Source organism: Chamaesiphon sp., from assembly GCF_041738855.1.
Taxonomy (GTDB): Bacteria; Cyanobacteriota; Cyanobacteriia; order Cyanobacteriales; family Chamaesiphonaceae; genus Chamaesiphon.
Genome location: NZ_JBGSPA010000001.1, coordinates 19,176 through 36,524, shown reverse-complemented (window position 1 = coordinate 36,524; position 17,349 = coordinate 19,176). Strand labels below are relative to the sequence as shown.

16 protein-coding genes are annotated in these 17,349 nt (G+C 45.0%); 7 read left to right on the top strand and 9 right to left on the bottom strand.

The window, feature by feature from the left end; translation table 11 throughout:
* Nucleotides 1-42: 42 nt before the first annotated feature.
* The 9 genes from ACEW9I_RS00215 to ACEW9I_RS00175 form a co-directional block, all read right to left on the bottom strand.
* The gene (locus ACEW9I_RS00215; protein WP_373538374.1) at nucleotides 43-1,500 is read right to left on the bottom strand and encodes a SulP family inorganic anion transporter; all 1,458 of its coding nucleotides are present in this window, start codon (nucleotides 1,498-1,500) and stop codon (nucleotides 43-45) included.
* Between the two features lie 615 nt (nucleotides 1,501-2,115).
* Nucleotides 2,116-2,862, bottom strand: a complete 747-nt coding sequence (locus ACEW9I_RS00210; protein ID WP_373538364.1) for an anti-sigma factor domain-containing protein — start codon at nucleotides 2,860-2,862, stop codon at nucleotides 2,116-2,118.
* Between the two features lie 5 nt (nucleotides 2,863-2,867).
* A complete protein-coding gene (locus ACEW9I_RS00205; RefSeq protein WP_373538363.1) occupies nucleotides 2,868-3,422 on the bottom strand; it encodes a sigma-70 family RNA polymerase sigma factor in 555 nt (184 codons plus the stop codon).
* Nucleotides 3,423-3,444: 22 nt separating this feature from the next.
* Nucleotides 3,445-4,125 (bottom strand): TIGR04282 family arsenosugar biosynthesis glycosyltransferase, encoded by a 681-nt coding sequence (locus tag ACEW9I_RS00200; protein ID WP_373538373.1) that lies wholly within the window; start codon nucleotides 4,123-4,125, stop codon nucleotides 3,445-3,447.
* Between the two features lie 10 nt (nucleotides 4,126-4,135).
* Nucleotides 4,136-5,143, bottom strand: coding sequence for an arsenosugar biosynthesis radical SAM (seleno)protein ArsS (arsS, locus tag ACEW9I_RS00195; protein ID WP_373538362.1), 1,008 nt, complete (start codon nucleotides 5,141-5,143; stop codon nucleotides 4,136-4,138).
* A gap of 38 nt (nucleotides 5,144-5,181) precedes the next feature.
* On the bottom strand, nucleotides 5,182-6,150 hold the full coding sequence (gene arsM, locus ACEW9I_RS00190) for an arsenosugar biosynthesis arsenite methyltransferase ArsM (RefSeq protein ID WP_373538361.1): 969 nt from the start codon (nucleotides 6,148-6,150) through the stop codon (nucleotides 5,182-5,184).
* A gap of 138 nt (nucleotides 6,151-6,288) precedes the next feature.
* Nucleotides 6,289-6,999: a TIGR04283 family arsenosugar biosynthesis glycosyltransferase gene (locus tag ACEW9I_RS00185; protein WP_373538360.1), complete on the bottom strand. Its 711-nt coding sequence runs from the start codon at nucleotides 6,997-6,999 to the stop codon at nucleotides 6,289-6,291.
* 54 nt (nucleotides 7,000-7,053) lie between these two features.
* Nucleotides 7,054-7,512: a rhodanese-like domain-containing protein gene (locus ACEW9I_RS00180; protein ID WP_373538359.1), complete on the bottom strand. Its 459-nt coding sequence runs from the start codon at nucleotides 7,510-7,512 to the stop codon at nucleotides 7,054-7,056.
* Nucleotides 7,513-7,582: 70 nt separating this feature from the next.
* Complete coding sequence (locus ACEW9I_RS00175) at nucleotides 7,583-8,761, bottom strand: FAD-dependent oxidoreductase (RefSeq protein ID WP_373538358.1); 1,179 nt, start codon at nucleotides 8,759-8,761, stop codon at nucleotides 7,583-7,585.
* A gap of 872 nt (nucleotides 8,762-9,633) precedes the next feature.
* Between ACEW9I_RS00175 and ACEW9I_RS00170 the strand changes: the two genes are divergently transcribed.
* The 7 genes from ACEW9I_RS00170 to ACEW9I_RS00140 all read left to right on the top strand — a co-directional run bounded on the left by ACEW9I_RS00170 (nucleotide 9,634) and on the right by ACEW9I_RS00140 (nucleotide 17,306).
* Entirely contained in the window at nucleotides 9,634-10,185 is a 552-nt protein-coding gene (locus ACEW9I_RS00170; protein WP_373538357.1) for a hypothetical protein, read from the top strand.
* A 67-nt stretch (nucleotides 10,186-10,252) separates the two neighbouring features.
* Nucleotides 10,253-10,969: a TVP38/TMEM64 family protein gene (locus ACEW9I_RS00165; protein WP_373538356.1), complete on the top strand. Its 717-nt coding sequence runs from the start codon at nucleotides 10,253-10,255 to the stop codon at nucleotides 10,967-10,969.
* Between the two features lie 16 nt (nucleotides 10,970-10,985).
* Nucleotides 10,986-11,792 carry a TVP38/TMEM64 family protein gene (locus ACEW9I_RS00160; RefSeq protein WP_373538355.1) on the top strand — a complete coding sequence of 269 codons (807 nt, stop codon included), beginning with the start codon at nucleotides 10,986-10,988 and terminating at the stop codon, nucleotides 11,790-11,792.
* Between the two features lie 36 nt (nucleotides 11,793-11,828).
* Nucleotides 11,829-12,281 carry a (2Fe-2S)-binding protein gene (locus tag ACEW9I_RS00155; protein ID WP_373538354.1) on the top strand — a complete coding sequence of 151 codons (453 nt, stop codon included), beginning with the start codon at nucleotides 11,829-11,831 and terminating at the stop codon, nucleotides 12,279-12,281.
* Nucleotides 12,278-12,817, top strand: a complete 540-nt coding sequence (locus tag ACEW9I_RS00150; protein WP_373538353.1) for a peroxiredoxin-like family protein — start codon at nucleotides 12,278-12,280, stop codon at nucleotides 12,815-12,817. Before ACEW9I_RS00155 ends, ACEW9I_RS00150 begins: the two co-directional genes overlap by 4 nt.
* Before the next feature lie 170 nt (nucleotides 12,818-12,987).
* Nucleotides 12,988-14,532, top strand: coding sequence for a mercuric reductase (locus ACEW9I_RS00145; RefSeq protein WP_373538352.1), 1,545 nt, complete (start codon nucleotides 12,988-12,990; stop codon nucleotides 14,530-14,532).
* A gap of 53 nt (nucleotides 14,533-14,585) precedes the next feature.
* A complete protein-coding gene (locus ACEW9I_RS00140; RefSeq protein WP_373538351.1) occupies nucleotides 14,586-17,306 on the top strand; it encodes a glucosidase in 2,721 nt (906 codons plus the stop codon).
* The last annotated feature ends 43 nt before the right edge of the window (nucleotides 17,307-17,349 follow it).

Below are 17,349 nucleotides of genomic sequence, written 5' to 3'. Positions count from 1 at the left end.
TCAATATTTTTGGTGATTAAGCTATCAAATTTTCCCTTGTACCTATTGCTGGTTAACACCCAGATTTTCCACTAATGTGGCACTAGCAGCATTTAGCCCTACCAATTTCACCTCTGCACCATTCCGGCGAAACTTCAGCACAATGCGATCGAGAATTTCTACCGCGCCCTGATCCCACAAATAAGCATTCGTTAGATCGATCGTCACCCGATCGACTACCGATCCAAAATCAAAAGATCCTAATAATTCTTCTTTCGATAAAAAGAAAATTTGTCCGCTGACTTTATAAATATGATGATTGCCATCATCACTTAGTTCTCGATCGACCAGCACTAACTTAGCGATTTTTCGACTAAAGAACACCGTACTCAACACAATCCCCGTCGCTACACCCAGAGCAAAATTGCGCGTAAAAATTGTCACGAACATTGTAGCTAACATGACGATAGTTTCACTGGTAGGAATCTTCCGGATCTGGCGAAAAGATGACCAGCGAAATGTCCCAATCGACACCATAATCATAATAGCGACCAACACAGCCATCGGCATTTGCCTGACCCAATCCTGCATCACCAAAATTGCAAACAGCAGAAATACCCCAGACCATAGAGTCGATAACCGACCTCGCCCGCCTGATTGAACATTAATTACCGACTGCCCAATCATCCCACAGCCCGCCATTCCACCAAAAAAAGCGGCGATAATATTTGCGATTCCTTGACCTTTGGCTTCTTGGTTTTTATCACTGGGGGTATCGGTGAGTTCATCTACCAAGGATGCCGTCAGAAACGAAGCCAATAAACCGACGATTGCTAAGGTGAGTGAATATGGCAAAATAATTTGGAATGTCTCCCATGTCCAAGGCACTTGCGGGAGCGCAAATAACGGCGGTGCGGTGGGGAGTGCGCCCATATCCCCAACCCTGGGTACATCCAATTTCAACGCGATTGCAGCTAAGGTCATCACCGCTAAAGCAACTAAGGGCGCAGGGACAACCTTGGTAAAACGCGGCAAGATGTAAATAATTGCCAGCGATAGGGCGGTGAGGATATATACCATTGGCGGCTTGCCAGTTAATTGTGGCAGTTGAGCCAAAAAAATCAACACCGCTAAAGCATTGATGTAGCCTAACATCACGGCTCTAGGGACGTATGTCATCTGACGACCCAGTTTTAATACACCAAATAAGACTTGGAAAATTCCTGTCAAACAGGTCGCCGCAAACAGGTACTGCAACCCATGTTGCTTAACTAATTCAATCATCAGCAACGCCATCGCTCCCGTTGCTGCCGAAATCGAGGCTGGTCTTCCACCCAAAAAAGCGGTGATTATTGCAATAATAAACGAGGCATAGAGTCCCACTTTGGGATCGACTCCGGCGATAATCGAAAAAGCGATCGCTTCAGGAATTAATGCCAGTGCAACCACCGTTCCGGCTAATAAATCCCCACGAACGTTCGAGAACCATTCGCGTTTTAGTGTTTTAATATTCAATTCAATTTAGCTCCGATGACACCAACAAGCTAACCATCGCTAGATCTGCGAGGTTCAGTTGCGGTGATATGTTGTTTAAATATGTACCTACTGCGCCAGAGATCGCCGCAGCGCACTCTGCTATTCTGTTTTAAGCATCCATGCGAAGAGATTTGCCACCGATTAGGGTGGACAAGATGGCTTGAAACCAGATTTTAAAGCACTACGGAGCGGTGACATATTTAACGGTTGAGGACTTTTAACTGACTCGATCGGAACTTAGAATCAATAAATTTAGCTTACCACGATTTTTTAGTTGTTGTCGATCGCCTTTAAATAAAACGACAGTTAGGACGCTACGAATGCCAAGATCGATCTCTAGCTGTCCGTAATTTTCCCATTAGAGCTTTCAAACACTTCTAGATCTTACCCTTGAGTATAAAGCCTTGCTATATCAGCAATCTGATCCTCATCCTCAGAACTTGTTTTTGGACAGATCGATCGACACCACCCTGAATAATTTGGTAGTGGGAAATGCTAAATTGGATTATGTCTACATTCTCGATCGAGATCGCCATATTATGAATATCGATCGCACCACTAAATATTATCACTCCATGATTGAAAGCATTTTTATTGGCATCAGATTGTTCCCGTCATCACCGTTGCACCTGTCGGCTGAGAAACGGCAGATGCAGGCTCAATAGTAACTAATACTGTTGAGATATTATGAATATTTCGATCCAGCGGCATTTGCATTAAAACTTGACCTTTATCGTTGGCATTAAATTGCCCACAGTCCACTTTTTTCCCATTGACGACAGCCCACAAGCGATATACTTTATCTCTTGGCAACGAAGTTAAGTTTTGCAGAGTTATCACAGCTTTTTGAGTATTTGGCAGAATTAAAACTACACCTGTTGCCGTAGGAGATCGATCGGTTCCTTGAAGGGAAAATAACCGATTTTTAGATGCTGGTAAAGCAGCAACTTGTTGTTGATGCTGGGCTAAATTTGCTTGAAGCATTCCTACTTCTTGATGCAAATGATAATTAGACAAACCTAGCCCTAGAATCAGCGAAATAGCAGCCGAAATCAGAGCCAATACTCTTAATTTCACTTTTCGCTTGGGAAGTTCAACAATTGAATTAGTAGGGGTGACTTGAGCTAGCTGGAAAATTTTTTCACCCAAATCTGGTGGTGGGGAAGATTGAGGTAAAGACAAAGAAACTAGTGCTAATGCTTCTTGTAAACGGTCGATTTCTGCTTGTATCTCTGGATGAGCAATCGATAAGCGATGGACTGTCTCGGCTTCCGCTGAAGTCACATCTCCTAGCACATAATCGGCTAGTAATTCTTGCCATTGTTGGGAGTCTCGATCGTCTGTCATAGCGATTACAGCAACTCGGTTAATGTTTTTCTAAGCTTTAAAAGTGCATTGCGTTTATGAGTCTTGACCGTACCCATTGGAATATGCAAATTTTCAGCGATTTCGGATTGACTCAAACCATCAAAGTAAGCCATTTCTAATACGGTTCTTTGATTCGTAGATAGTTCTGCCATTGCCGCTTGGACTTGGCAAGATATTTCTTGTAAAGTCAGCTTGTCCATTAAATCACTCCTGTGTTTCTGAGAATCATCCAGACTCCATCGTTCCTGTAATCGCCACTGGGCTTGGGTCTGACGATGGCGATCGATTGCTTTCGATCGGGTCAGGGTATTCAAAAATGCCAAGATTGACCCCCGTTGTGGATCGTAAGCTTTCTTTCGCCACAGGGTGATAAACACTTCTTGCGTCAAGTCTTCAGCTTCTTGTGTATTGCCCAACAGTCGCAGTGCAAACCGATAAACAGCCTCACCATAGCGTTCGTAGAGAATTCCTAAAGCTAGAGTTTCGCCAGCAAGTAGGGCAGTATATACCGCCGCATCTGTCTGATTAAGTAGCAGCATGGTTAAAAGTATTCAGTCTCCTTCAGGTAACTTCGGCAAGTTGCTGTAATGCTTCACCACTAGTACCTGAAGCTCTTTGAATCTGCTCCCAAACAGGTAAATCTTCTGGACGATCGACATCAGCTAGATCTGGAAGATAAGCAACGGATAAGTTCAGCTTGTTAGCAATTTCCACAGTCTGGGACAAGACTCGATCTGTGCCCCAGCTAATGCCAAAAAACAACTCAGGGATGAAATAACGCAGACCGATGAGGTAGTAGCCGCCATCGATGGCTGGGCCAAGCACAAGGTCATGAGTAAGTAACTGGTGGAAGGCTGTTTTCATCAGTTCGGCGTTCAATTCAGGGCAATCTGTGCCCACGATCGCCACTCGCTCGATCCCATCTTGGCAAGCCTCCGAGATCGATCGCGCCATCCGCCAGCCAAGATCGCCGTTTGATTGAGATTGATAGACTAGATCCGCTCCCAACCAATCCTGCATTTGCTGGTGTCCGTTGCCATCGAAATGAATTTCGATCGAGATACCATTTGTGCTGCGAAGTTTTCTGACCTGCAATAGAGTATGTTCGGTCATCTGGCGATGCACAGTTGCCGCTCCTAATCCTCCTAACGCAAGTATCAAGCGGGTTTTTACCTGTCCTGGTTCTGGATAGCGGGTGAAGACAATTAGGCGTTCTTGTGGTAGTTGTGCTAAAGTCACGATTACAAATTTCCTAAACTAAAGTTCCACCGCAGCTAGAGCCACACCCAGCCGTACAGCCATAGCAGTAGGGGGCAGTTTGGATCTCATCAATTAGATCTAGAGTTCCAGCTTCTAGCAGCTTGGCAACTGTGAGCGGGCGATCGCGCTGTTTTGCTGGTAGATTTTCCATTTGGTTGAAGTCACAGTCATAAATATTGCCGAGATAATCGATCGAAAGCTGATTTCGACACATTAAATGTTCGACTGTACTGGCATTGAAATGAGACTCTAAGAAATGTAAATATGGTATATGCAGATTCCTATGCTCTAGATGTACCTTAGTTCGTCCCATTGGCAAATTAGTAATCGTCAGCAGGTTATTAAAGTCAATCTCGAAATGTTCTTTTAAGAATATTTGGTAATCTCGTTCGAGTTGAATCTGATTAGGAGCTAAGGAAAACTTTTCGGTGGTGGGGAGTGGCGGATTATAAACTAAATCGAGAATTAAATTGGGGTTTCGACTATAGCCGAGACGGTTCAGCCATTGAATAGCCTGAATTGAGTCATTGTATACCCCCTTGCCGCGCATTTTATCGACATTATCGGCAAGATAACAGGGCAGAGAAGCCACAACTCTGACCTGATTTTGAGCGCAATAGTCGGGAATATCTTCAAACCCTTCTACAAAATAGATTGTCAAATTAGAGCGGACGATTACCTCTTTCCCATTAGCTCGTGCTGCCTCGATGATTGGCTTGAAACCATAGAGCATTTCTGGTGCGCCACCTGTGAGATCTACAACCTTAATCTGTGGAAATTTGTAAATGAGTTCGATAATTCGATCGCCAACTTCCGGCGAAAGTTCTTCCGTGCGGTTGGGACTGGCTTCCACATGACAATGGCTACAAGCTAGATTGCAGCGTTTCCCCAAATTGATTTGTAAAACAGATATTGATTTTTTAGTTAAAGTTAAATCTAATTTCTTTTCAAAAGGTGTGATGGCATCTAAAGATATCGGAGTTACTTGTTGTTGAATCATTTTACGCCTCAATATTTTGGACTATTTTGAACAAAAAATTAACAACAGCCACCACCGTTATAATGCCAAGTTGAATCAGTAACAAATATTTCTGCTGGATGTAAATTAGCTAAATTGGCAGCAGTTTTATCACAGACAGCAGCAGGAACGCCCTGTTGGAGAATATGCCCCGCTCGATCGTCGAAATAAGATTCCATGCCAGTATAAATAGCTGTCTTACCTGTAAAAATGCAAGCACCATCTTCAGGAATTGGTGTTTTAAAGGCAACAGAATCGAGACTTTCTAGGAGTAAATGTGTTTCCAACCCATAATTTTGGCGATTGAGCATCCGGTATGGACGACGCGCGCGGATTTCGACTTGACCGAAGCCAGCAGCAACGAGATGTTCGATATACTGTTCGTAGAGCATCGCGCCCGATAAACACATCGCCCGCAATCGTTCGTCACTTTGCAGATGTGCGGGAATTGGACGAGTAGCAATCGGATCGCTCATGAGTAACCGTCCGTTTGGTTTTAAAACCCGCCAAGCTTCGCGTAACGCTAGCTGTAAATCTGCGGGTTTAAAAATATTAAATAGACAATTTTGGGCGACCACATCGACAGAAGCATCGGGAACGGGTAGCGCGAAAGCATCTCCGGCGCGAATTTCGACAAAACTCCGATCGAACCAAACATTTTCCTGAGCGGCAAGTTCGAGATTACGCATCGCTGCATCCCGCATGGCTGTCACCGGATCGATCGCAATTACTGAACCCTGGCGGCGTGAGAAGTAAGCAAATTGCAGTGCTTCCAAGCCACCGCCGACACCAACGTAAAGTACAGTTGGGTCGTTGGCTAATTCGGTCGGATGAACGGTGGTACCACAACCATAGTTCATTTCCTGCATCTGGGTGGGAATTTTCAGTCCAGGTAGTTGCAGCGGACTACTTTGGACGCAACACAGACCAATTTGTGGTGTTTCGGCGACTTCAGTATAAAATTTAGCGGTTGCGTCAAGATAGGTCATGAAAATCTGCTCAAAAAGGGTGTTTTAATTGGGGCTTCCTAGAGTGATACGAAGCTGAAGCCAAAAAGGATTTATGGCGATCGACAATTCTTCAGGGGAGAGGCTACCGCCAACAAGCGGTTTCAGAAATTATCGTCGCTAGGGCGAATCTTTCCGGTACCAGCGCATCAGTTGGTGTGGTGAAACTCCAAGTAGGTAAGCAATAATAATAACTTGATTAATTAGTGTTGTTTTCAAAATTCCTTTTTTGAGCCAGCGACGGGCCGAAGTTATTACTGGTACAGGGATAATGGTAATGTGTCCTAACTGTTTTAAGCGGCGCACCAAATCAAAATCTTCCATAATTGGCAATTCTAAAAAACCACCAATTCGATCGAATGTTTTGGATCTGAGAAAAATAGCTTGGTCGCCATAGGGGAGTTGTAAAAAACGCGATCGCCAATTTACGCCTCGTTCGATCGACCGCAAACCAATCGCAGGGTCATCAATTTGTAACTCAAATGCACCTGCCACAGCAACCTTGCTACCTGCTGAATTTGGAGACTGCATTACAGTCCGAATCATCATGTCAAACTCAGGTGGTAAAAGAGTATCAGCATGGAGAAACAACAGAATTTCTCCTGTTGCGACCAAAGCACCCGCATTCATTTGGATGGCGCGACCCGCAGGAGATGATAAGACTTCGATCCCCAAGGACTGAACTAGATCCAATGTGCCATCAATAGAACCACCATCGACAACTATTACTTCGATATTCGTACTGGGATCGATACTGGCTAAAGTTGCGGCGATCGGTTTAATCTCATTTAGGACGGGGATAATAATCGAAATTTTCTCAATAGAATTCATGTAATTAGAGCAAAATAATATCCCGATCTTTTGGACGAATACAATTTATCTTTTTCAGTGTGAATTATCCAGTGAACTCAAGGTTGTGACAAATCCGGCTTGTTGCCAGCGGCGGATACCGCCCTCCAGGTTATAAACCTGTTTAAAACCCATTGCTCTCATCAGGTGAATACTGCGAGAACTACGCACTCCAGAATGACAGTAAATCAGGTAAGTTTTTTGACGTTCGAGGCGATCGATCGCTTGCCGAAATTCGGGTCGATAAAAATCAACATTAACAGCCCGATCGAGATGTCCGTTGGCATATTCCTGGGGAGTTCTCACATCCAAAATGACCAATGATCGTTTGTTTGACTGCTGTTGAATTAACTGAGCGGCAATCTGGGGCGTGATGTTGTCGGTGGTTCGATCGATAGTTGCACTAACGATAACTCGATTGATAATTACGATAAATGGAATACTCACAAGCAGGCAGAAGATCGGCAACCAACTAATGAGTGTTTTAGATTTCATTGCGGTGACGCTCCTGACTATCTGATGTTTGCTGAGTATTATTGATGCTAGATTCTGACAACTTGTTAAACTACGCCATAAATCGACGATCGATCCAGTCTTTCCAGAACCAGAGCCAAGATGAGGGGCCAAGCCAATATCTGCCCCAAGCAGCAACAGCCCGTGCCTCTCCCGTACCAATCAGTGCAAGATGACGTTTCTGGGGATGAAACGGGCAGGGTGACTGCCCTGATGAGATCGATCGCAGGTTTTCAAATAGGGGTTTTCCCTGCCGCACAGCAAAGACACCTGCCTTGGGGCGTGGGTGGTGGATCGCTGTGGCAATATCACCTGTCGCAAAGATATCAGGATGGGAAATGGATTGGAGAGTATCGTTAACTAAAATAAAACCTCGGTCATCGGTGGCTAACCCAGATGCTTGCAACCAGCTAGGGGCGATCGCATGAGTCACCCAAAAAATGTCATCGCAGATTTCTGTCAAACCTGACTCACAGTAAATAATCTTCTTCAGGGGTTGGGAATCTCGATCGCTGATGGATTCAGAAATCACCGCGATCTGCCGCACGGTTTCGCTAAGATGGAGATGAATACCTCGTTGGATCAGCAGTTGATGAAAACACTTGCCGACAGAAGTTGGATACCCTGTCATCAAGTTGAACTGGCGATGAAATAGATGAATCTCAACTAGAGCAGGCGACAATCCACCTGCTTTAAACAACTGGCGGAGCCGTGTCTGCATTGTGAGTGCTAATTCTACTCCGCCCGCCCCGCCGCCCACGATACCAAGCCGGAGTGGGCGATCTCCAAAATTTTCGGGAGCGGATTGTAATGATGCTACCAGGTGATTCCAAGCTGCTAAAAACTGTGGTACTGGTTTGGCGGGAATCGCATATTCTACCGCTCCGGGAATTGCTGCCATCGCTGGAGTACTACCAATGTCGATCGAGAGCCAATCAAAGGCAATGGGGGCATGTTCTCGACAGATTACCTGCTTATTTGGTAAGTCTAAGCCGATCGCTCGGTCTAAAACCAGCCGTGCTTGGGCAAATCGTGCGAGGTGGCGTAACTGGATATGGCACTCTGAGAACGCATAAAATCCACCGATATAACCAGGTAACATCCCAGAGTAAGGAGTATCTAGCACATCTGTAATTAGGGTCAGAGCGACATTAGGTAATGGGTGTAATCCCAGTAGCCGGAGCGCGATCGCATGGCTGTGTCCACCGCCAATTAAAACCATGTTTTTCATAAACGATCGCCGCCTCAACTGCCCTAGAATGCTTTCAAGTTATACCAAATCAACATGAGCCGTTGATGAAGATTCACATAAATACTAACCTCGTATCCCATCTCAACTGCGGGGTACTCCCACCAGAACGCTTTTAGCGGTTGGTGGTGAGGGGGATAGCAGGTCGTTGAGGAATCCCACCCCCGAAAGATTTTGACCAACGCTCACAGATTGAGTGGGGTGGGTGACGAATCGACAATTAACTTGGGGTCTCACTCTGGTTTTCAACATATTTCCGCTTGAATTTGCACTGAGAGCTGAACCAATTGGCGATCTTTTGCTTGAGCCAATCGGTTAAACCCGTTTATAGGGTTGCAATCAGGACTTCACAGGTTGCTAAGTACCCCTGACTAATTATGGACAGCACTTGGCAAGTTACGAGCAGAGAAACTAAATATCCTGGAATATCAAGCTTTCCAGCAACCGTAAATTATAGCTAGACAAAGAGATTTGTGACGAGAATAGGTCGATTGGATTTTTCTTTTTTGGTAACTTGCCAAGTCGTGTATGGAAATTCCCTATGACAAGAGCAGATGAGCAAGTGATGCTAGATTTTTGCTGGATTGGATAAATCCATTTTGAGTTGAGCTTCGTATCCTTAATGAACTCTGCAATAACCCGATTGCTACTCATGCAAGCTCTGAAATCTCCAAAAGCATGACAGCGACAGCGATCCACCAGCAATCTAGACGGATCTCATTTGTGCTTGGCGATCGCTAGGATTTCTTTCTACAACAGATATTGCAATTCTTTCAGAATGGTACCTCATCCTCGCGATCGCTAGAGGTCAGTATTTACACAACACATTGATAATTAAATTAGGAGTTTTGAACATGAAACGTTTAATGTTTAGTAGTCTGTCTATTCTGTTATTCTCTGCCGCGATGCTGCCTAGTGTCAAAGCCGAATCGGTAGCCAGCAGTCAGAAAAACCCGATCGCCGATCGCCATACCCAAATTTTAATTGCACAGAACCAACCTGCAATGCTCATGGCTGGTGATAGCGATGGCACCCCCACAGGCTTTACCAAAGAGCAATGGATGACGGCTCAAGGTACAGTTTCGGTATCACCCGTCAAGAATAACAACTATAAGCTCACTCTCAAAGCAAAAGGTTTAGTCCCTAACGGGATTTACACCTTGTGGTGGGCGAATAAAAAAGTTATCGGTATGGATCTTGGCCCTGTGGGGGGAGCCGCCAATAACAAGTTTAAAGCTAACGGGCAAGGGAATGGCACCGCGACGATTACGGTACCCGCCAATAATAATTATCAAATGTTGGTTATCGCTTATCACGCAGATAATAAGACATACGGTAATATGCCTGGTGAAATGGGCAAAATCACCTTCACTCATCTTGCTGGCGATTTCCCCAAATCAAACTAGCGAGCAAGCCCTCAGATGTGAGTAGACTCACATCTGAGCGGAAAATAACTACATCAAACCCGCTGAAATGACCCAACCGAGGAAGCGTCGATTTAATTCCCAACTCAAACTATTACTAATTGGTAGTCTAGTTGTAATGGCGATCGTCGCCGCCAAGCAACTTAACGTGCGAGAACTGGTGCGGACTTCATTAATGTGGGTCGAAAGTCTCGGTTCGTACCGTCCCCTGGCATTTATCCTCATCTACAACGTCGCAACGGTATTGTTTATCCCCGCTGCTGTGCTGACAATGAGTGGTGGTGTGTTATTCGGTGTAGTTTGGGGTTCGATCTATGTGGCGATCGCGGCAACTTTGGGGGCAACGGTGGCTTTTACGATCGGACGTTACTTATGTCAGGATGCGGTGTGCCGTTTGATTCAGGATCATCCTAAGTTTCAAGCCCTTGACAAAGCCGTAGCCCAATCAGAATTCAAAATTGTCCTGCTGACACGCCTTTCCCCGATCTTCCCGTTTAACCTGCTCAATTACGCCTTTGGCGTGACTCAGGTTTCGCTGCGAGACTATATTTTAGGTTCGCTCGGGATGATTCCAGGGACGGTGATGTATGTTTATCTAGGTTCGCTGATCGGCGATATCGCGATGCTGGGGCAATCAGATCGATCGATGAGTGCGGAAGCTCAAACTGTGCAATGGGTGATTCGGGGGGTGGGATTGATGGCAACAGTGTTTGTGACTATTTATTTAGCACGCATCGCCAAGAAAGCTTTAAACACAACTGGTTAATCGGGAGAAATCGCTCATGTTACTTTCTACAACAAATTGGCTAGTTCACCAACCGCAAAGGAGAACTAGCCCTAATATCTTTACTAGCAACTGGTTCAAGCTGGTTAAATTTGCACTCTTGATGTCGATCGCCATTGGTATTACCTTCATCCTCTCTCCCGAAGCAGCTTGGGGGCAAACATCCGCTCAAAATGCGCCAGGATTTAATCCCCAAATTTGGTTGAAAAATGCTTTGGAGTGGATTCAGAGTCTTGGTAGTGTCGGCGCATGGGCATTTATCGGACTTTATATCATTGCTACCGTTGCTTTCCTCCCTGGCTCGATTCTGACGCTTGGAGCTGGGGTTGTCTTTGGCGTAGTGATGGGTTCGCTATATGTCTTCATTGGGGCAACCATCGGAGCCACCGCCGCTTTCTTAGTCGGGCGTTATGTGGCGAGGGGTTGGGTAGCGCGGAAAATCGCAGGCGATCGCAAATTTCGGGCAATCGATGAGGCTGTGGGTAAGGAAGGATTCAAGATTGTGTTGCTGACGCGACTCTCACCGATTTTCCCCTTCAACTTATTGAACTATGCCTATGGGGTAACGGGTGTCTCGCTCAAAGACTATGTGCTGGCTTCGATTGGCATGATTCCTGGCACGATTATGTATGTTTATATCGGTTCTTTGGCTGGTAATCTTGCCACAATTGGTACTGATGCTCAACCTGGCAATCCGACTATTCAGTGGGCGATGCGGATTATCGGTTTGATCGCTACGGTTGCTGTGACGATTTATGTAACTAAAGTGGCGCGTAAGGCTTTAGAAGATGAGGTTTCCTTCTAATGAAACCTAAAAATTGTTGTAAATAGCAGAAAAAAGATGTCTGAAGAATGTTGCTCTAAAACCGAAAATTCCTTGAATACAAACTGTCCACTGAATGGGGCGAAAGGAAAGCGAGTTCAAACCATTACACTTAAAAGTTTGCTGACACCGAAAGCATTAGAAACACTCGATGCTGAATCGAATTATTTTTTCTGTGACTCGATCGATTGTCCTGTTGTTTATTTTAACGATCGGGGTCAAACTTTTATCCTAGTCGATCTAAAAATCCCTGTATTCCAAAAAGATCAAGGGTTCCAAGTCCCTGTTTGTTATTGCTTTGATTGGAAGCGCGATCGCATCTCTCAAGAAATTCAAGAGACAAACAATAGCACAGCAGAATCTTCAATTCGCGCTCATATTCAGGCTGGACGTTGTGGGTGTGAAGTTAACAACCCTCAAGGTAGTTGCTGTTTAGCCAACATTCGTAAAGAGGTGAAAAAATTATCATGACGACAAATACAACCAAGACAAGTAAATTACTCACTGGGACTCAAGTTCCAGCACTGGAAGTAAAAACTCTAGATGGTAAAACTTGGAAACTTATCGATCGACAGCCAGAGAATTTGACGCTGATTATTTTTTATCGAGGCTGGTTTTGTCCCATTTGCAAAACCTACCTAGAAGAGATCGATCGACATTTGGCAGATTTTGCTAAATTGGGAGTCAAAGTAATCGCTGTAAGTGGAGATAGTCAAGCAAAGGCTCAAGCATGTCAGGATAACTGGCAAATTAATAATCTGACCATTGGTTATGCAGCGAGTATTCAATTAATGCGTGATTGGGGACTTTATCTTTCTAAAGGAGCATTTGAACATGAACCTAATTTATTTTGTGAGCCAGGTTTCTTTCTAGTGAAGAATGATGGCACACTTTATTATACAGCGATAAATAGTGGCCCTTTCGGTCGTCCATCAATAGGCGAGATGTTAGGATCGATCGAGTTTGTCTTAGCTAAAAAATATCCGATTCGAGGCACAGAAAAATAATTATTCAATCCTCGATCGAGCTAGGATGAAGACCGAGCTTTTTATTACTTTGTTGCAGCTTGCCTAATCGAATATTAATTAGGTAGACTAGATGTTTTCAAGATGCCTATTGCCATCGCAAGATTTTAAAAACATTCACTCACCAATAAGTTAAATTAATTTTAAATATTATGACAAATCAAAATTTTTCTAATGTCAGCGTCCTGCCGATGGACGAATACAATCAAAAATTAGTATCCTACGTTCATCCGCCTGATTGGATTAATCCTCACCCTGCACCGCTGTACGATCTAGTTGTAATTGGTGCAGGTACGGCGGGATTAGTTGTTGCCGCAGGTGCCGCAGGTTTGGGTTTAGGTTTGAAAGTAGCATTAGTTGAAAAACATCTCATGGGTGGAGATTGTTTGAATTTTGGTTGCGTTCCTTCTAAATGTATCATTCGTTCTGCTCGTGTGGTTGGCGAAATATGGAATGCGAAAAATTTGGGCATCAATGTTCCCGCAAAAATTGAAGTTGATTTTCCATCCGTGATGGAACGGATGCGAAGACTCAGAGCGGATATTAGTCATCATGATTCCGCTCATCGGTTCCAAAATTTGGGAATTGATGTTTTTTTAGGATCTGCTCATTTTTTGCGGAATAATGCTGTGGAGGTTGATGGTAAGAGACTCCGCTATAAAAAAGCGGTGATTGCAACGGGGGCTAGAGCCGTCAGACCGAAAATCGAAGGCATTGAAGAGGCAGGTTTTTTCACTAATGAAACTATTTTTTCGCTAACTGAATTACCCAAAAGTTTAGCAGTAATTGGTGGTGGTCCGATCGGCTGTGAATTAGCGCAAGCTTTTAGTCGCTTGGGATCTAAGGTAATTCTGTTTCATCGTCATTCGCACCTGTTAAATAAAGAGGATGCTGAGGCTGCTGAAATCGTCCAAAATAACCTGATGAAAGAGGGCATTCATTTAGCATTGGATACTCAGATCCAGCAAGTAGAAAAAACTAGTGAAGGGAAAGTACTTTACTATCTCCGCAATGGCATACCCGAATCAGTCACCGTCGATGAGATTTTAATTGGAGCGGGACGCGCTCCTAATGTGGAAGGTCTAAATTTAGCAGAAGTTGGAGTAGAATACGATTTCCAGGGGGTGAAAGTAAATGACTATCTTCAGACAACTAACCCCAAAATTTTTGCAGCAGGTGATATTTGTTTGAACTGGAAGTTTACTCATGCTGCCGATGCCGCCGCCCGAATTGTGATTAAAAATACTTTGTTTTCTCCCTTTGGCTGGGGAAAATCCAAACTCAGTAGTCTAGTCATGCCTTGGGTAACATATACTGACCCCGAAATCGCTCATGTGGGGATGTACGAAGATGATGCTCGATCGCAGGGGATAGAGATCGGGATCGTCAAGATCCTGTTTAATAGTGTAGACCGAGCGATCTTCGATGGTGAAACTGAGGGATTTGTCAAAATTCTGCACAAAAAAGGATCGGATCGAATTCTGGGAGCTACCATCGTTGCTGCTCACGCTGGGGAGATGATTTCGGAAATAACCGCAGCAATGGTTAATAAAGTTGGTTTAAATGGTTTATCTGGCGTAATTCATCCTTATCCAACTCAAGCTGATGGAATTAAAAAAGCCGCCGATGCTTATCGCCGCACCTTGCTGACACCAACATCAAAGCGATTATTAGGATTGCTAACTAAGTTTTCGTAAAACTTTAACAATTTTAGTAATTCGGTTCCTCGACATAATTGAGGGGGGTAATCATGACAGCAGAACAGCAAAGATTACAGGCAAATCGCGACCGCACGGCTGATTGGAAACGCTGGGGACCATATCTGAGCGAACGACAGTGGGGAACGGTGCGAGAAGATTATAGTGCCACTGGCGCGGCGTGGGATTATTTTTCCCATGCTCAATCGGGTGCGCGTGCCTACCGCTGGGGCGAGGATGGGATTGGCGGCATTTGTGACGATCGACAGTTGTTATGTTTTGCCATTGGTTTGTGGAACCATCGCGATCCGATTCTCAAAGAGCGTCTATTTGGGGTGACAGGAACTCAAGGAAATCATGGCGAGGATGTCAAAGAGTACTACTTTTATCTAGACAGTACACCGACTCATTCCTACCTGAAATTTCTCTATAAATATCCTCAAGCCGAGTATCCCTACGCTCATCTAGTGGCGGAAAATCAGCGGCGATCTGCCAGCCAACCGGAGTTTGAATTGCTAGATACCGGAATTTTTGATGACGATCGCTATTTTGACGTGTTTGTGGAGTATGCCAAGGCTACTCCTGAAGATATCTCGATCCAAATTCAAGTGATTAATCGAGGTTCCGAGCCAGCCCAGATCGATATTTTACCAACCTTATGGTTTCGGAATACTTGGTCGTGGGAGCGCGATGCCCACAAGCCGACGCTGAAAGTATTTGAGACTAATCCGCAGTATACGACGATCGCCGCCATCCATCCAGATTTAGACAACTACTGGTTGTATTGCCAGTCTGACACCAAGGACTCTCGATCTCCAGGATTACCCCTGCTATTTACCGAAAATGAAACAAACTACCACCGTCTGTTTGGGGGCGAAAACTCATCACCCTACGTTAAAGATGGGATTCAGGAATATGTGGTGCGCGGCTCTCAGGCTGCCGTAAATCCCCACCAAATTGGTACTAAAGTTGCCCCTCATTATACCCTGTCGTTAGCGGCGGGTGAAACTCAAACCATCCGGTTGCGATTAGCCAACAGCCCTGATTTAGCCGATCCCTGTGGGGAAACCTTTACTAATATTCTGAATCTCCGCCAGCAGGAAGCAGACGAATTTTACCATCAACTCGCTAATTTCCCCAGCCTGAGTGCAGATCGGCGGCAGATTCAGCGACAGGCATTTGCCGGACTGTTGTGGAGCAAACAGTACTACCACTATTCGGTAGAACGCTGGCTTCAAGGCGATCGGACGATGCCAGAGCCACCACCTCGTCATCAGCAAGGGCGCAATCTTGCCTGGACACATCTCGATAGTCAAGAAATTCTCTCCATGCCGGACAAATGGGAGTATCCTTGGTTTGCCGCCTGGGATCTTGCCTTCCACTGCATTCCCTTCGCAATGGTCGATCCAGACTTTGCCAAGCAGCAACTCGACTTGCTCACACGCGAGTGGTATATGCACCCTAATGGTCAACTTCCTGCCTACGAGTGGGCATTTGGGGATGTGAATCCGCCCGTTCATGCCTGGGCAACCTGGCGAGTCTACAAAATCGAACAAAAAATGTCCGGTAAGGGCGATCGAACTTTTTTGGAACGGGTGTTTCAAAAGCTATTGCTTAACTTTACCTGGTGGGTAAATCGTAAAGATCCTGAAGGTCGAAATGTATTTGAAGGCGGCTTTTTAGGCTTAGATAATATTGGCATCTTCGATCGTAGTGCCGAACTGCCGACGGGAGGCAAGTTAGAACAATCAGACGGGACTAGTTGGATGGCGATGTACTGTCTGAATATGCTCACCATTGCCCTGGAGCTAGCACAGGAAAATCCAGTGTATGAGGACATGGCAACCAAGTTCTTCGAGCATTTTATTTACATTGCCGATGCAATGAACAATATCGGTGTCGATAAAGCTCAACTCTGGGATGAGGAAGATGGATTTTATTATGATGTACTGCATTTACCCAATGGCGAACGGGTAAAACTCAAGGTGCGATCGATGGTGGGATTGATTCCCCTATTTGCTGTCACGATCCTGGAGCCAGATTTATTAGAACGGCTTCCCAGTTTCCAGGCACGGATGGAATGGTTTATTGACAATCGCCCCGATTTGAAGCGGAATATCGCCTGTATGGAAACTGAAGGCATTGCCGCCCGCCGGATGTTGGCACTTTGTTATGCCACAATGGGCAAATTTGAGCCAAGAGATAAGCTGCGGCGAATCTTGACGAAGTTACTCGACGAAAATGAGTTTCTCAGCGACTATGGCATCCGATCTGTGTCCAAGGTTCACGCTCAAAACCCCTACACTTTCGTCGCCAACGGTCAAACTTACTGCGTCAGCTACAATCCAGCCGAATCTACCAGCGGAATTTTTGGTGGTAACTCCAATTGGCGCGGCCCGATTTGGTTCCCCTTAAATTATCTAATTATTGAATCATTGCAACGGTTTCACTACTATTTAGGTGATGATTATAAGGTGGAGTGCCCGACCGGATCGGGTCGATGGGTTAATTTGTGGGATGTCGCAACGGATATTTCGCAACGGCTGATCCGCCTCTTCGAGCAAAATGAAGCGGGTTATCGCCCAGTTAATGGCGATCGACAGATATTTCAAACCAATCCACATTGGCAACATTTAATCCAGTTTTATGAATATTTTCACGGCGATAATGGAACTGGATTGGGAGCTAGCCACCAAACTGGGTGGACGGCGACGATTGCCAAGTTACTTCAGCAGCAGGCGGAGTATCTGCATCAATCTATTTTAGACGATTAAATTATTAAACCTTTTACTGAAATCGGCGATCGCCAATTGCAAG

Bases quoted from the DNA above. Each gene is read 5' to 3' on its own strand.
- ACEW9I_RS00210 (WP_373538364.1), bottom strand. From the start codon at position 2,862: ATGACAGACGATCGAGACTCCCAACAATGGCAAGAATTACTAGCCGAT.
- ACEW9I_RS00205 (WP_373538363.1), bottom strand. From the start codon at position 3,422: ATGCTGCTACTTAATCAGACAGATGCGGCGGTATATACTGCCCTACTT.
- arsS (WP_373538362.1), bottom strand. From the start codon at position 5,143: ATGATTCAACAACAAGTAACTCCGATATCTTTAGATGCCATCACACCT.
- arsM (WP_373538361.1), bottom strand. From the start codon at position 6,150: ATGACCTATCTTGACGCAACCGCTAAATTTTATACTGAAGTCGCCGAA.
- ACEW9I_RS00185 (WP_373538360.1), bottom strand. From the start codon at position 6,999: ATGAATTCTATTGAGAAAATTTCGATTATTATCCCCGTCCTAAATGAG.
- ACEW9I_RS00180 (WP_373538359.1), bottom strand. From the start codon at position 7,512: ATGAAATCTAAAACACTCATTAGTTGGTTGCCGATCTTCTGCCTGCTT.
- ACEW9I_RS00175 (WP_373538358.1), bottom strand. From the start codon at position 8,761: ATGAAAAACATGGTTTTAATTGGCGGTGGACACAGCCATGCGATCGCG.
- ACEW9I_RS00170 (WP_373538357.1), top strand. From the start codon at position 9,634: ATGAAACGTTTAATGTTTAGTAGTCTGTCTATTCTGTTATTCTCTGCC.
- ACEW9I_RS00165 (WP_373538356.1), top strand. From the start codon at position 10,253: ATGACCCAACCGAGGAAGCGTCGATTTAATTCCCAACTCAAACTATTA.
- ACEW9I_RS00160 (WP_373538355.1), top strand. From the start codon at position 10,986: ATGTTACTTTCTACAACAAATTGGCTAGTTCACCAACCGCAAAGGAGA.
- ACEW9I_RS00155 (WP_373538354.1), top strand. From the start codon at position 11,829: ATGTCTGAAGAATGTTGCTCTAAAACCGAAAATTCCTTGAATACAAAC.
- ACEW9I_RS00150 (WP_373538353.1), top strand. From the start codon at position 12,278: ATGACGACAAATACAACCAAGACAAGTAAATTACTCACTGGGACTCAA.
- ACEW9I_RS00145 (WP_373538352.1), top strand. From the start codon at position 12,988: ATGACAAATCAAAATTTTTCTAATGTCAGCGTCCTGCCGATGGACGAA.
- ACEW9I_RS00140 (WP_373538351.1), top strand. From the start codon at position 14,586: ATGACAGCAGAACAGCAAAGATTACAGGCAAATCGCGACCGCACGGCT.